Genomic DNA, 16,323 nt, shown 5'->3' with positions numbered 1-16,323 from the left:
TGAGCGAGAATTCTAGCTATCTGTTCTTTGCTGGCTGAGATTGCTGAACTTGGTGTATTTATTGTCAAATCGTAGTGAGACCTGGCCGGTGGGTCCGTTACGATTTTTTCCAATAATTAATTGAGCGACATTTTTTTGATCTTCGGGGGTTTTATCCCTCAGATAATATTCCTCGCGGTATAAAAATGCGATAACGTCCGCATCTTGCTCAATTGCTCCTGACTCTCTTAGATCGCTCATCATTGGGCGTTTATCTACGCGGCTTTCCACTCCGCGGTTGAGCTGAGATAGGGCTATAACAGGAATGGAAAGCTCTCGAGCAATACTTTTGAGACCTTTTGAAATTTCACCCACCTCTACCGCTTTGCTTTCAAATCGATTAGGCGCAGTCATAAGCTGCAAATAATCAATGATGATCATCCTAACGCCATGTTGATGCACAAGCCTGCGGGCTTTATTGCGTAAGTCACCGATACTTAAAGATGCGGTTTCATCGATAAACATAGGAGCTTCGGCAAGATGACCTGCTGCTTGGGTAAGTCGATTATAATCTTGTGCTTTAATAAATCCCGATCGAAGCTGAGAAAGATCGATCTCGGCATAGGCACCGATCAGACGGCTAAAAAGTTGTTCTGCACCCATTTCAAGAGAAAAAAAAGCGACAGGACGTTTGTCTTCAATGCTGATATGAGAAGCCACATTTAAAACAAATGCTGTCTTACCCATAGAGGGACGTGCCGCGATGATAACTAATTCTCCGGGGTGGAAGCCTGCGGTGAGCTTATCCAAATCATAAAATCCCGATGGCACCCCTGTGATGGCATTTTTGTTTTCTATGAGTGCCATATATTTTTCAACAGCAATCTTTGAAAGATCTTTTAAGGAAATAATACCCTTTTTTGCTGTTGATTCCCTGATCGACATGATCGTTTGTTCGGCTTCATCGAGTACTTCTGAAACTTCTTGAGTTTGTGCGTAGGCCTTTTCTGTAATGGTTTTAGCCGCTGAGATAAGCCTTCTGAGTGCTGATTTTCCTTTTACAAGTCGAACGTAACTTTGTACTGCAGCAGCAGTGGGTAAAAATTCTTCAATGACACTGAGTGTATGAGCACCGATATTTTCAAGTTGCCCATGCACCATGAGATAGTTGGCAACGGTCACTGTATCGATAGGCTCATTTTTTTCATACAAAGCCAGCATGGCTTCATAGATACTTTGATGATGAGGGTGGTGAAAATCTTTGGCGGTTAATGACTCACCGCGAACAAGCTCCATAGCATCAGGGTCAATCAGAATACTACACAAAATTCCCTTTTCGGCATCAAAAGATTGAGGGGGGCGATGTTTGCCTAAAACTTCGTCCATAGATGCGAAGCCTAAACTAGATTCGCTTTCTTTTTTGCGAGAAAAAATCTCATCTATGGGCACCCGATCAGACACGTACAAATTCCCTTATCAAATGAAACTATGGGATATCACCCCAGTATGAATGACACTGAGCTTTTAGATCTGTTCCTAAAAGCATGTTAGAAACTTCAAGTTAGAAATAAAAAAATACTTTTTTACAATCAAATACAAAAAAACTTGTTCACTGCTCTTAATCTAAAAATGTTAATAACAAAAGTAAGCACAGGCTTTTCTCCCTTGTCTTTTTTTTTACCTCAACCACAATAGAGACCTATGCAACTAAAAAATTTTAGCTCAGCAGCACAAAAAGTACTTCTTCAATGCCAATCTATAGCCAAACGGAATCACAACCACTTGGTAGAGCCAGAGCATCTTGCCTTGGCTTTGATTATGACCGCCGAAGTAAGAGAGCTTCTAAATAAAAAAAACTCGGCTTACAAGTCGCTCGAATCGGCTTTGCTAGATTTAATTAGTAGATTGCAGGTCAGTTTGGTAGATGAAACTACCTTTTCAGGCAGATTAATCCAGGCCTTGAGTGCTGCAGAGGCGCTGTCGATCAGAAAAAATCATACATCAATACTTGTGAGTGATATGCTTTTAAGTCTGATTGAAAATAAAAATAAATATGGAGCGCTTGGGGCGTTATTAGGGCAGTATTTTTTAGATGAAAAAAGAGATGAAAAAGATATTGAAAACAAAAATACTGATCACGATAAATTAAGTTTTTTTTCTTACGTTGAAAATATTAATCAGCAAATAAAAAATAATGAAATAGATCCTGTTTTTGGTCGGGAAAATGAATGTGAACGGATTGTGCAAATTTTATCGCGTAAAAGTCGCAATAATCCTTTGCTTATCGGTGAACCTGGAGTCGGACGTAGTTCTATCATCTATGCTTTGGTAAAACGTGTTCTCAAACAAAATGTTCCTTCATATTTATTTTGCAAAGAAATCTTAAACTTTGATGTGAGTGCATTGGTTGCTGGCACTACCCTAAGAGGGCAGTTTGAAGAGCGCCTGCGTAAAATTTTGGCAGAATTGGCTGAATGCGAAGGACGATACATACTTTTGGTTAAAGATATGAGTTCACTCTTTGGAGCGGGAGGAGAGGGAGCCTCGGATGCTGCAAATCTCATAAAACCAAGTTTGACAAAGGGTGAAATTCAGATGATCGGTCTCATTAGCCCTGATCTCTACAAGAAATATGTTGAACCTGATCAAGCTTTGAAACGTCATTTTCAGCCGGTTTGGATCGAACAGCCTACTGTGAGCGAGTGTCAATTAATTTTAGAAAATCTAAAATCAATCTATGAGCGCTTTCATGGCGTTTTTATAGAAAATGAAGCGCTCAAAGCAGCGATCGATCTGGGATCAAAACATATGACGGGTCGAGTGTTGCCGGAAGTAGCTTTGGATATTCTTGACGAAGCATGTGCGCGTCATCGTATTGCAATCGATAAAAAGCCGGCTTCTCTAATAAAAATAACTACGGATATTCTTGAGCTTGAAATGATGATTGCCGTAGCCGAAGAAGAAAGTGGCAAAAAAATAGCAGCAAAAAATGCCCGATTGGTGAAACTTCGTGTTCAAGAACAGCTCTTGGAAAAATGCTACAGTAATGAAATTTCTCTAATAGAGTCAATACGTGCGCTCAAAGCTCAACTGAGTGATGCTCAATCTCAAGCCCAAGAATATAAAGAGCAAAGAAATGCTCATGAAGCAGCGCAACTTATGCAATACCAAATCGCCACCTTAACTGATTTGCTCGAAGAAAAAATAAAAGAGTGGCGAAAAATCAAAAAAAGCCATCGTTTGATTGATCCGTGGGTAAAGCGTGATGACATAGCTTCTATAGTTTCTCAAGAAACAGGTATTCCTGTACAAAAAATGATTCAGTCGGAGCGAACAAAGTTAGCATCGATGGAGCAAATTTTAGGCGCTCAGGTTATTGGACAAAACAGTGCGGTGACTGCTGTTGCTTCGGCAATTAGAAGGGCCCGGGTCGGTCTGAAAGATCCTAAAAAACCTATTGGCAGTTTTTTATTTTTAGGGCCAACAGGAGTAGGGAAAACCGAACTTGCCCGCACCTTGACGAGCTTTTTGTTTGATGATGAACGTGCCATGGTGCGTTTTGATATGTCTGAATTCATGGAACGTCACAGTGTAGCACGTCTTATTGGGGCGCCGCCGGGGTATCAAGGCTCAGATGATGGAGGGCAGCTTACAGAGTTGGTAAGGCAAAAGCCATTTTCAGTGGTGCTCTTTGATGAAATAGAAAAAGCTCATATCGATGTTTTAAATGTATTGTTGCAGGTGCTTGATGAAGGACATCTGACAGATAGTAAAGGCAGGCAGGTTTTATTTAATAACACTGTCATCATTATGACATCAAATGTTGGATCCGATATTATTTTGGATTCACTTGGCGAGGAAAAAGATATTTTGCAACATCGAATTATGGATCGACTGTTGCAGCTTCTAAGACCAGAACTCATCAATCGTATTGACGAAATCGTCATGTTTGAGGCTATTGATAAAAAAGGATTAGCAGGTATTGCTGATCTGATGCTTGATAAACTCAAGCATCGTGTGTATGAGCAGGGATTTAGCTTAAGTATAAGTCCTCAAGCTAAAGAAATTCTTATCAATGAAGGATACAATCAAAAATTTGGTGCACGCCCTCTAAAACGAGCAATACAGCGTTTAATCGAAGCACCTTTGGCTGAAATCTTGGTAGAATCACAGCTGAATCGGGGGACATGTATTAAAGTTAATTGTGAAGATGGAATAATAAAGTTGCTTAAAAACAATTAAGATAGTCTCCTTTTTATAAAGAATAATGTGTTAATGTGATGTCTAAATTGATTTTATCGGTTAAAATAGTTTAAGATATTTTATGTTTTTATTGTTTAGGATTAATTATGATTAAAAAATTATTTAGAGTTTTTTTGGTATTGCTAATTACTGCATTATTTTCATGCAATGATAATTTTGCCAAGCCCAGTGAGCCGCCATCACCGGTATCGCCTAAGCCCAGTGTGCCGCCGCCGCCATCACCGGTACCGCCTAAGCCCAGTGTGCCGCCGCCGCCATCACCGGTATCGCCTAAGCCCAGTGTGCCGCCGCCGCCATCACCGGTACCGCCTAAGCCCAGTGTGCCGCCGCCGCCATCACCGGTATCGCCTAAGCCCAGTGTGCCGCCGCCGCCATCACCGGTATCGCCTAAGCCCAGTGTGCCGCCGCCATCACCGGTATCGCCTAAGCCCAGTGTGCCGCTGCCGTCATCACCGGTACCACCTAAGCCCAGTGTGCCGCCGCCGTCATCACCGGTACCACCTAAGCCCAGTGTGCCGCCGCCGTCATCACCGGTACCGCCTAAGCCCAGTGTGCCGCCACCGTCATCACCGGTATCGCCTAAGCCAAGCGTGCCGCCACCGTCATCACCGGTATCGCCTAAGCCAAGCGTGCCGCGGCCATCACCGGTATCGCCTAAGCCCAGTGCGCCGCTACCGTCAGCACCACCTGAAGCTGCTGCTGAAATAAAGCTAAAATTAAATGAAGACGAAAAAGAATTAGCTTCTTATCTCACTAATATTTCTATTCCTGAAGAAGTCAAAAAATTAGCTGAAATTGGTATTGATAATTATAAAAAAGCCTCTCTCAAAAGTCAGCGTGAAAAAGCAAGAAAAAGTAATTCAAATGGTGGGGGGCGTCAAGGTGACTGGATTAAAGCAAGCTTGGGCACGTCAGAAAATGAACTGGTTTCCGAACTAGAAAAAATAGATCCACCAAAAACATGGACTATCGGAAGCATTGATGATCTTTATAACAAGTTTGTTAAAGAGCATCCGCCAGTAAAGGAGTTGCCACAAATTACTCTTGTTAAGGGTTTTGGGGTAAATTATTTGCACGACTATCCCATGGGAAAAGACGCTATTGTCCAGCTTGCAAGCCAATTTAACTATTTAGAAGCAATAGGACCACACATAGCACCTGTAGCATCCTATCTCTTTGATAATACACAAGGACCTATGGGTTCAATCGAAGCTCTTAGTGCTGCTCTTCACAGAGAAGCTGCTGTTATGGCAGGAAAACTTTCTCATGCGCTCCATAATATTATTTCAGGTAACTTTCATGGCTCCTACAAAGATGGTTATCTCGAAGCATTTAAGTTAGCTTCTAAGGATCTAAAAGAACTGTTAAGGTTGAGTAAAGATAATATTAAAAAAATTGAAATATTAGCCCAGTGGGCTTTGTGTGAAGCATCAGGCAATTCTCAACTGCAGGTTTTTTCTGCAGCCCCTTCTTATCAAGGAGCTGGATCACCATCATTTGAATCTGATGGAGGCCAATTATGCGATACTTTGGTGTCAGCTCAATATGAGGCTATAGCAAAATTGGCTGTTATCAGGAGTATCCTTAGCAAAAAGGAAGTTGTGGTTCATTTGACATTGGTAGGACAGAATGCTTTCAATAATCCACCTGAGGTTATGAAAAACTCATTTAAAAAATATGCTCAGGCTAGTAAAGGCTATCCTTTGGTGAAAACTTTTATTCATGGATTCGGTCAAAAAGATCAGAATATTGTTCGAGATTCACATGATAATAATTATTTTCGGCTCAAGGAAATAACTGCAGAAGATTTTAAAAAGCTTAAATAGATTGGTATAAATTTCACGATTATAACGCCATGTTTGACAACAGGGGTAATGTAAAGAAAATGTTGAAAGGCTTCTTAATAAATTTTTTCACTAAGTCATCGCGTGTGCTGCGGAATCGTTCAAAAATTTATTAAGAAGTCTTTCAACATTTTCTGGATACGACCGATTGCCTCTATGCCTTGCAGCCGGCTATTCCTCATTTGAGCCGTTATTGTTAGCCTTATCCATTACAGTATGGGACCGATCTAAGAGCTCAATTGAATCAAGTGAACATTTAAAATATTTTTTCAATAGTCTGTTAGGGGGAATAGATGCTTGCTGAAGGCTTGTTAAGCATTATTGGTTCTTGAAATGTTGACGTAATTCGATGCTGAAGCTTTCAAAAAAACATCTTGGAGAGTGAAATGATTAAAATATGGATGACATTAATTTTTTGTTTGCTGGTGCTCGTTAATTGCGCAGGTGGTGAAAACAAAAGCGAGCAATCAAATAAAAAAAATAATCAGACATCTTCACAAACATCACAGCGCAGCAATAATAGTAAGCCTCCTATGCCAAATAATGCTGTCAGGTGGGATAAAGTCGTCTTATCAACTGGGGAGAGTATCTGCGCTCTGGCGGATAGCGGCGATCTTTATTGCTGGGGGATGAATCAACGGTCAACTGGCATAGCCATGGATACAAACGAAACACTCGATGCCCTCGGAACTGGTGATAAAAGTATAAATCTTTTTACTCCTAAAAAAGTGATTCACCCCCATCCTTGGAAGGATGTAGCCATGTCAGAAGCAGGCTTTCTTTGTGGAATTGATACTCAGGACTATTTATTTTGTTGGGGAGCAAATAGAATTTTTTCTTTTGGAGGGGGAGGACCTTTCTTTTATGCTGATGGTGCCTCAAGCAAAAAAATTATTGTGACAAGGCCTCATAAGATGAGTGATGAACAATTTGATTCATTGGCCATTGGAAGATCTACTGTATGCGCTATCAAAAAAGACGATGGATCATTGTGGTGCTTTGGAGATAACTTTTTTGGTTTTGATAAATCATCCCCATCTCCCATCAAGGTTAATGACGGACCATTTTTAAAACCTCTCATGACTGGCAGCAAGCTCATGGCAATGGACTCACGTGGCCACCTTTGGGAATCTGGCAAGGCTTTAATAAGCGAAAAATGGCAAAAGATTGTGGCTAATTGGATGCCAGACCGTGTATGCGGTATCAACGATGCTCATAAATTGCTGTGTAAGGGAAATAATCAAAAAGAAATTTTGGCTGTACAAGATAGCAGTCCTATGGTTACTAATTTTAGTCCTATAAAAGGTGGTGGAGATTTTATAGATATATCAACCAATGCTCGAAGTACCTGTGCAGTAAAAAATGACAACTCTCTTTGGTGTTGGGGGCAGAATACACTGGATATTATTGAAAATGGCGTTAATAAAAGTATGCAAGGAGTACTGGCAACAGGCTCGAATGATTCTTTTGTGACCAGTCCTCAACAAGTTATGGGTATAAAGCAAGCAAAAAAAGTTGTAGTAGCTGGCAATGGTTCCATATGCGCTCTGACCACCACACAAGAGATCTATTGTTTTGGTAGCAATACCTATCGAGATATAAGAGGGAATTTAAGATTAGGAGTTCTTGGTATCAATAATATGAAAGACAGAGTCGTAATCCAAGCTACTAGAGTTGGTAAAGAAAAGTGGGATGATGTATTTCTTTTTGATGGCGAGAGTGAGTTTGTCGCTTGTGCCATCAATGATAAAAAATCTCTATGGTGCTGGGGAGGAAAAGAATTTTCTTCCATAGCTCCCAATCAACCTATAGGAAAAGTACTTTCTTCTCCTGTGCTCATAACACTCTAAGACACTGTAAGCTGACTTTAAAGCTAAAGTAAGTGCCCCAATACTTTGGGGCATTTAAATAATTAGCAAGCCGAAATTATTTAGGAATGTACTCAATAAAAACGCTTGATCTATCTCTTATTAAGTCGTTTTTTCTCACAATAAATTCTATTTTTGAAGTTTTTCTTTTAAATGGTTCGTCTTTATACGAGATATCAAGAGAAATACGATCATTTTCGAAGCCTTTTTTATCGAGGGAAAAGCGTGCTGGAGTAACTACCAGGTTATCATCGTAGAGCAAGGTTTCCACTTCAGTTGACTCGGAACCAACATTATTGATCTGTATGCTTTGGGCTTGGGGGTGAGCACGAGTAAAAATAAGGTATGAACGATCGAGTTCTAATAATCCTGTATCAATGTATTTGTTTTGGACGTTTTTTAAGGCCTGGGCAGCATCAAGTGCTGTGGCACCGCAGCTTATATTTTGATCTCGGCAGCAAAGATCGGAACAATTGCTTTGTTCGTCACTATTTTTATTTTCTTCAGAGAGGCAATAGTTTTCACAGCTTAGTAATGGCAAGGAATGCGTTAAGAAGTACAGGGCACTTTTCCAAGAAAGAGTGGAATCTAGAGCTTTCATGAGCGATAGAGTTCCAGCAACAAAAGCTGCACTGATTGAGGTTCCAGCCGCGGTTTTGGTTAGATTGGCATAATTTATATCTATGTTTTCTCCTGGAGCTAAAATATCTATAGCTGGACCCCAATTACTAAAAGTACTGCGAGTTCCATTAAGGTTGAGTGCTCCAACATTGATGATGCTTGATGAATTTCCTGGAAAAAAATTTGTTGCATCAGCACCGTTATTTCCGGCTGCACTCACAACAATACAATTCTTTTGACTGATGGCATCCAGCATATCGGAAAAAAATTGCAAAAGATCTGGAGCGCTGTTGGCAAAGGGAAGCAGAATAATATCTGCCTTTTTATTAGCTTGGATGTTTTCAAAGTTTTTTGGGCAAGGGTAGGCACTTTGTTCACAAATATTTATTCCAGCTGAATAAAGAGCAGCGGCCATAGTTTGAGCATGACCAGGGGAAGCTCTTTGAACTGCTAAGAGTCTCGAATGCGAGTCTATTCCCATAGAAAAAGGAGAGTGAGTATTGCATGCTCCTAAGGCTAAGAGCATGAGTTCACCATGTGTAGAAGGAAGATTAGATTTTTTTTCATGCCCGAAAGGTTCGATGAATTCTATGCGGGAGCTGCAGGCTTTGAAGCGTTGAGCAAAGCTAAAAATTTCTTTTTGTAAAAAATTATCGATCACTGCTACTTTTACTTCGGGTGATCCTGTGCTTATGTCCCATGCCTCAGGCATGTTGAGAGCGTAGTTATTATTCTGTCTAGAAGCTAAATGTTGCTCTATTTTTGCATTTGTAATTTCATCTGTGCTCGCAACTTCAAGGGAAAAATTGTGCTGAGCATCGAGCACACTTGGATGTTTCAAAAGAGAATTTATAACCAACAGATCTTCTTGTGCCTCAGGCGAGTTTAAATTGATGGGCAGAAAATTTTTTTTATTTTTTTGAGCTACCAATACCCAATCAAGTATGGGAAAAACAAGCTCAAGATTGAGAGGTTTAAGCACTTCTTCAATATTGTTGGCATCCTTTTTGAATAACACTAAATATTGTCCATTAATAATTTGTTCAGATGCTGTGTATGGTCCCACCTTAAGATCAATATTGGGTAATCGGGGAATGTGGTGAGCGCGCACAAAAAAAAGCCCGATTCCGCTGCTTAAAAGCAAAATAAAAATAAATGCATTTATCAAAAGTTGGAGCTTATGGTTTATATACACGGGAGATCCTCAACTATGAGATAACATTATTCACGATATAATATCCTATATGTGAAGGGTAAGTCTCTAGACAAGCAGTGGTTTATGATTGAAGCTAGGCCATGGAATATTTTCTCTAGAGGCAGGAGCGTTGATGACCCACTCCAATTGTATGCAGCTCAAAATTGACCCAGAGTTTCCTGAACCTAGAATTATTTCTCATGCTGTCGCAGTTTTAGAACGCGGTGGAGTGCTCGCTTATCCGACCGATACTAACTATGGTATTGGCTGTGCCATTTATGAAACTGAAGCTATTGATCGTGTATTGAAGCTTAAAAATTTAGATAAATGTCATTTGCTTTCGATTATATGTCCTGATTTATCAGACATTGCCCGTTATGCAATTTTAGAAAATAACGCATACCAAATAATGAAGCGCCACCTGCCGGGACCTTATACTTTTATTTTAAGAGCAACTCCGGAAGTACCAAAGATGTTTCGTTCTGAGAGGCAAACTATCGGAATTCGCGTGCCCGACAATCCCGCCGTGTTGATGATGACACGAATTTTCAGAAAGCCAATAGTTTCCACATCAACAGTACTAAACAACCGTGTATGTAGAAGTGGTACTGAGGTGAACCGTGATTTTGGCTATGGCCTCGATCTTATTCTTGACTCTGGCACTATCGAAACAAAGGATTCGACCGTGATAGATCTAAGCGGGCCCTACCCTGTGGTTGAACGCCAAGGAGCAGGGGATATCAGCCGCATAGTGGTATGAACCAGAGATTGGTGCTACATGTTTTCACAAAGAGCTTGGGCAAACTCAGAGCATTTGAGCAAGCTTGCTTCAGACATCATGCGGTGAAAGTCATAGGTGACTTTCTTTTGGGCAATGGTTTGATTCATGCTCTTGATGATTAAATCAGCTGCTTCATGCCATCCCAAATAGCGTAACATCATTTCACCAGATAGAATTACCGAGCCTGGGTTAACCTTATCAAGATTGGCATATTTGGGAGCTGTTCCATGAGTGGCTTCAAATATTGCATGGCCTGTTTGATAGTTAATATTGCCGCCTGGCGCAATTCCTATTCCTCCTACCTGGGCCGCTAGTGCATCGCTCAAGTAATCGCCGTTAAGATTAAGTGTAGCGATAACGTCAAATTCTGTGGGGCGAGTGAGGACCTGTTGCAAAGTGATATCAGCAATTGAATCTTTTATGAGCAGTTTATTTTTCCAGCGGCCATCACCATGGCTGTGATAAATTTTTTCCAGAGTGCTTTCTACATCAGAAATTACTTTTTGTTGTTGCTCTGCTGTCATAAGGTCAAAGCCAGGTTCAATGGCTTTGGCATTTTCTTCGCTGTTTAAATTTTGGTTGTGATCTTTATTGGCAATAATCCAGCTTTCACGCTCTGTAATAATTTCATTTCGATAATTTTCGGTGGCAAGAGCATAGCACCAATCACGAAAGGCTCCTTCAGTGAATTTCATGATGTTGCCCTTGTGAACGATGGTGACACTTTTTCTTTTTTCTCTTAAGGCATAGTCTATAGCGGCTTCCATAAGTCTGGCACTGCCTTGTTGGGATACTGGCTTAATTCCGATCCCGCTTGTGTCGGGAAAACGAATTTTTGATACCCCCATACTTTCTTGCAAAAATGAGATTATTTTTTTGGCCTCTGTACTTTGAGCCTTAAACTCAATGCCTGCGTAAATATCTTCGCTATTCTCGCGGAAGATTACCATATCGACCGATTGGGGAGATTTTACGGGTGATGGTACGCCTTCAAACCAACGGACTGGGCGCAGACAAACATAGAGGTCGAGCATTTGTCTGAGAGCCACATTTAAGGAACGAATGCCTCCGCCAACTGGAGTGGTGAGAGGACCCTTGATACCTACCAAATAATTTTTAAATGCCAAAAGAGTATCATCGGGCAGCCAGCTGTTAAAACGTCGGAAAGCTTTTTCTCCGGCATAAACCTCAAACCAGGTAATTTCTTTTTTTCCTTGATAAGCTTTTTTGATTGCGTGATCGAATACTTTTTTGCTGGCACTCCAAATGTCCGCCCCTGTGCCGTCACCTTCGATAAATGGAATGATGGGGTTATCCGGTACATCGAGTATGCCATTATTTATTGTGATGGCTTTCCCTTTTTTTGGGGGGACGAGATCTTGGTATGGTGTGTTCATGGGGCTCCCTTTAAGCTTGGGATATTTAACAGCAAATTTTTCGGCACTATTTTTATTTTGTTGACTACATAAAAAATTTTTGGTGCTGTCAAGAAAATGTTGAAATCATAGCAATCCTAGAAATTAACTGAGCCTTTAATTCCTGAACGACCGTAGCAAAACGAATACCTCAATAACTGGATTAACTTTTCCGCCCCCCTGCGTCAATTCCATACTGTACTACGGCTGTTCTAGTAGTTTACGCATATATTTACTAGCTTCGCTCAAAGCTATATTCAGAGTCTCTGAAGGAGATAGGTTAAGATTTGTCTCACTAGGCCATAAAGGTACATGGGAAGATAAAGCATAAACGAATTTCTCAAATGGCTCGATAGATTTTGGCAGTGGATATTGAATAATTTTTGGATTGATATCCGAAGAAAGATTGTTAAATGAAAACCATTCATCCATAGTGAGCAATTTTTTATTATTGGGGGCAGGATCAATCACCATAATCTCACTTTTATTTTCTTCGTTTTTCACAAAAATAATGGCTGCTACATGATATTCCCATGTCTTACCCAATGATTCCCATCTATCAGATGTCTTATTGGGGTTATTTGGCGGTGTCAAATGTCCCTTGAGCCAAATTTTTCCGCTGCGATAACCTTCATTATGAAGCCAGTTGGCGATTATATGAGCGCGTGCGTAGCAACCATCATCGGTATAAGCAAAGGGGATATCTTTGTGGGCACTTATCTCATCAAATAATTTCTTGGCTTCATATAAAGTAGGCTCTTTACCTTCTGATTGAATCATCATTTTTTGATAATAATCTTTTTCTTCTAAGGTTAAACACTTATCATCACAGGGTATTTTTGTTTCATCTTTTAATTTATTGTAATCAGGAATAAATTTAGAAATTAACTGATTATTAACACAGGTAATATTTTGTACTATTGAAAGTTTTTCAACGCTCTTTTTAAGTTCGGATACAAGTTTATTAAAATGTGTAATTAAATTTGCAGCACTAATAAAAAAACCGATTTTATCAATGTTGTTCATCATTGATGTACTAAGACCAGTAAGTATACCTGGAGAAGAAAAGCTAAAATAATCTTGATCTGAAAATTCTTCTAATTGAGTAAGAACTTTATTATTTTCGTCCAATATTCTTATCTTTAAATTTGTTTCCAGGCCATTTTCAGAAAAAAACATAGGGAAAAATGGCTGGTTAGAATCATTTGGCTTGCAATCAAGCACTCCTTGATAAATTTTCCCTTTGCAAACCTTTATGCGCTCACTAAGAGGACCTTCACAATCAACTTCGCTATCATTTACCATTAATTTCAATTTTTCTATCTGGCTCAGATCAGATGCCACAGCCAGGTTATTAGTCAAACAGCTTAGTAAAATAATAGTCAATAAATTAAAAAAAAATTTTTGATATTCATATGTTATCCTGAAAAAAATAGTGAATAATGTAAAATGTATATCAATTATCATCAAAGTCTATGGGGGAATTGCTAAAAATTAAAATATTTTATTATGCAGATAAAGCTATAAATACGAGCTTTGCCTGGCAGAAAATGAGTTCTATTACTTGCCAGGCTCTATGTATTTGACAAGAAAGTTCTATATAGGCACGTCGTGCTTTCGTTACAACGATATCTTGGGATTAGCCGTCATCAATGTGCAGTAAAGATATCAGAAGCGAAAGTTTTAAATTATTTTTCACAGACTAGAGCTTTCATGAACTCATGATTGAGCTGACCGATGACTTGAGTGTTAATTTCTTTGGGGCACACAGCTTCGCACTCAAGCGTGTTGGTACATGAACCAAATTGTTCTTGCTCCATAGCCATTATCATATTTTTTACCCGCTCTTTGCGCTCAGGGTGTCCTTGAGGAAGGTGGCTTAAATGACTGACTTTAGCGCCAACGAACAGCATGGCAGAAGCATTTTTGCACGCTGCCACACAAGCACCGCATCCTATGCAAGCGGCAGCATCAAAGGCATGTTCAGCCATTTTTTTGCTGATGGGAATTGAATTTGCATCGGGAGCACCACCCGTATTTGCACTGACAAAGCCGCCGGCTTGGATGATGCGATCAAAGGCGCTGCGATCAACAACCAGATCTTTGATGATGGGAAAAGCCTGAGCCCTGAAAGGCTCGATATGAATTACATCGCCATTTTTGAATGAACGCATGTGCAGTTGGCATGTAGTGGTGCCTGAGTTAGGGCCGTGTGGTATGCCGTTGATAACCAAAGAGCAGGCGCCACAAATTCCTTCCCGGCAATCTGATTCAAAAGCGAAGGGTTCTTGGCCGTCATGAATCAATTTTTCATTTACGTGGTCAAGCATTTCTAAAAATGACATGTCAGGAGAAATATCTTGAGCTTGGATTGTAACAAATTCACCCTTAGCGTCCTTTGATGCCTGGCGCCATATTTTAAGTACCAAAGAAATATTTTTCATTTGTAGCTCCTTTGTTGAAGCTCAACATTTTCAAAGTTTAGCGGCTCTTTAAATAACTCGGGAGTTTTTCCCACACCTTGGTAAGACCAAGCCGCCACATAGCAGAAATCTTTATCGTTTCGCAATGCCTCTCCATCGGGGGTTTGATATTCTTCCCTAAAATGCCCTCCGCAAGATTCATTTCTCATTAAAGCATCGTGACACATCACTTCGCCAAATTCGAGAAAGTCGGCTACGCGCAGCGCTTTTTCTAAAACCAGATTGAGTTCTTTTGCTGTGCCCGGCAAAGCAAGATCGCGATAGAACTCTTCTCTTAGAGGAGGTATCAAACTCAATGCTTTCTTTAGCCCGGCTTCATTGCGACCCATTCCACAGTAATCCCAAATAATTTTTCCTAAACGACGATGAAAATTGTCGGGCGAACTTTTTCCCTTAATAGAAAAAAGTTTATCAATGCGATCATGCGTTGACTGCAAAGCTTCTTTGGCTTGTTGGCCTTGAGGATCGGCAGCACCTGATTTTACTTCATTGAGATAACGACAAATAGTGTAGGGGAGAACAAAATAGCCATCAGCAAGACCCTGCATGAGCGCGCTTGCGCCAAGTCGGTTGGCACCGTGATCACTGAAATTGGCTTCACCCAAAACAAAGAGCCCTGGAGTCGTACTCATAAGTTCATAATCAACCCATAAACCACCCATAGTGTAATGTGACGCAGGGTAGATGCGCATAGGAGTATGGTAGGGATTTTCACCGGTGATTTTTTCGTACATCTGAAAAAGATTGCCGTAACGATCTGAAATCGCTTTTAGACCCAAACGGTTGATGGCATCACCAAAATCCAAATAAACGCCTAAGCCAGAATCTCCAACACCGCGGCCTTCATCGCAGACCTGTTTGGCACCGCGGGATGCAATGTCGCGAGGGGCGAGGTTGCCATAGCTTGGATATTTTCTTTCTAGATAATAATCACGCTCAGAGTTAGGAATTTCTTGAGGAGCGCGCGTGTCACCAAGATTTTTCGGCACCCAAACTCTGCCATCATTTCGTAAGGATTCGGACATGAGGGTAAGTTTTGATTGATGGTCTCCAGATACTGGAATGCATGTTGGGTGGATCTGCGTGTAGCACGGATTAGCAAAAAGAGCACCGCGTTTATAAGCTCGATAGGCAGCCGAGATATTACAATTGACGGCATTAGTGGAAAGATAAAAAATAGCCCCATATCCACCCGAAGCCAGTACCACCGCATCTGCCATGTGACAGCTCAACTCACCAGTGACAAGATTGCGTACAACAATGCCTTTGGCGTGTCCATCAACAAGTATGAGATCGAGCATTTCTGTGCGAGCATGAAGTTTTACGCGACCAAGACCTATTTGCCTGCTTAATGCGCTGTAAGCACCTATAAGCAGCTGTTGTCCAGTTTGTCCCCTGGCATAAAAAGTCCGAGAGACAAGAGCACCTCCAAAAGAACGGTTGTCTAACAAACCGCCATAATCCCTGGCAAAGGGAACACCTTGGGCAACACATTGATCAATAATATTGACGCTGACTTGAGCCAGCCGATAGACGTTGGCTTCACGCGCTCTGAAATCTCCGCCCTTGACGGTATCGTAGAAGAGTCGGTAGATACTATCGCCATCGTTCTGATAGTTCTTGGCCGCATTGATACCGCCTTGAGCAGCAATGCTGTGTGCTCTGCGAGGGCTGTCGTGAAAGGTAAATACTTCAACGCCGTAACCAAGCTCTCCCAAACTCGCAGCAGCTGAAGCTCCAGCAAGCCCTGATCCTACAACGATAATTTTGTACTTTCGTTTATTGGCTGGACTCACCGGTTTCATTGAATCTTTGTAATTTTGCCATTTATCGGCGATGGGTCCGTTTGGTATTTTTGACTCGAACATTATGTG

The 16,323-nt window shown here is 40.8% G+C and carries 10 protein-coding genes; 4 read left to right on the top strand and 6 right to left on the bottom strand.

What is annotated here, in order from left to right; genetic code table 11:
- Positions 1 to 12: 12 nt before the first annotated feature.
- Positions 13 to 1,365 carry a replicative DNA helicase gene (gene dnaB / locus H6731_02480; GenBank protein USN51924.1) on the bottom strand — a complete coding sequence of 451 codons (1,353 nt, stop codon included), beginning with the start codon at positions 1,363 to 1,365 and terminating at the stop codon, positions 13 to 15.
- A gap of 315 nt (positions 1,366 to 1,680) precedes the next feature.
- Here dnaB and H6731_02475 point away from each other — a divergent pair, with 315 nt between their 5' ends.
- From H6731_02475 to H6731_02465, 3 genes are all read left to right on the top strand, one after another.
- The gene (locus H6731_02475) at positions 1,681 to 4,221 is read left to right on the top strand and encodes an AAA family ATPase (GenBank protein ID USN51290.1); all 2,541 of its coding nucleotides are present in this window, start codon (positions 1,681 to 1,683) and stop codon (positions 4,219 to 4,221) included.
- Between the two features lie 107 nt (positions 4,222 to 4,328).
- Positions 4,329 to 6,068, top strand: coding sequence for a hypothetical protein (locus H6731_02470; GenBank protein USN51289.1), 1,740 nt, complete (start codon positions 4,329 to 4,331; stop codon positions 6,066 to 6,068).
- A 404-nt stretch (positions 6,069 to 6,472) separates the two neighbouring features.
- A complete protein-coding gene (locus tag H6731_02465; GenBank protein USN51288.1) occupies positions 6,473 to 7,936 on the top strand; it encodes a hypothetical protein in 1,464 nt (487 codons plus the stop codon).
- Positions 7,937 to 8,012: 76 nt separating this feature from the next.
- On the opposite strand, the gene H6731_02460 is transcribed toward H6731_02465, so the two are convergent.
- Positions 8,013 to 9,770 carry a S8/S53 family peptidase gene (locus H6731_02460; protein USN51287.1) on the bottom strand — a complete coding sequence of 586 codons (1,758 nt, stop codon included), beginning with the start codon at positions 9,768 to 9,770 and terminating at the stop codon, positions 8,013 to 8,015.
- Between the two features lie 133 nt (positions 9,771 to 9,903).
- On the opposite strand from H6731_02460, the gene H6731_02455 reads away from it, so the two are divergent.
- Positions 9,904 to 10,530 carry a threonylcarbamoyl-AMP synthase gene (locus H6731_02455; protein ID USN51286.1) on the top strand — a complete coding sequence of 209 codons (627 nt, stop codon included), beginning with the start codon at positions 9,904 to 9,906 and terminating at the stop codon, positions 10,528 to 10,530.
- 14 nt (positions 10,531 to 10,544) lie between these two features.
- On the opposite strand, the gene icd is transcribed toward H6731_02455, so the two are convergent.
- From icd to H6731_02435, 4 genes are all read right to left on the bottom strand, one after another.
- A complete protein-coding gene (gene icd, locus H6731_02450) occupies positions 10,545 to 11,948 on the bottom strand; it encodes an NADP-dependent isocitrate dehydrogenase (protein USN51285.1) in 1,404 nt (467 codons plus the stop codon).
- Positions 11,949 to 12,167: 219 nt separating this feature from the next.
- Positions 12,168 to 13,145 (bottom strand): hypothetical protein, encoded by a 978-nt coding sequence (locus H6731_02445; GenBank protein ID USN51284.1) that lies wholly within the window; start codon positions 13,143 to 13,145, stop codon positions 12,168 to 12,170.
- A gap of 509 nt (positions 13,146 to 13,654) precedes the next feature.
- A complete protein-coding gene (locus H6731_02440; GenBank protein USN51923.1) occupies positions 13,655 to 14,401 on the bottom strand; it encodes a succinate dehydrogenase/fumarate reductase iron-sulfur subunit in 747 nt (248 codons plus the stop codon).
- 5 nt (positions 14,402 to 14,406) lie between these two features.
- Positions 14,407 to 16,320: a fumarate reductase/succinate dehydrogenase flavoprotein subunit gene (locus H6731_02435; GenBank protein ID USN51922.1), complete on the bottom strand. Its 1,914-nt coding sequence runs from the start codon at positions 16,318 to 16,320 to the stop codon at positions 14,407 to 14,409.
- Positions 16,321 to 16,323: the final 3 nt, after the last annotated feature.

Source organism: Myxococcales bacterium (genome assembly GCA_023898405.1).
Classification (GTDB): Bacteria; Myxococcota; UBA727; order UBA727; family JABDBI01.
This window is presented reverse-complemented; position numbering and strand designations above follow the sequence as displayed.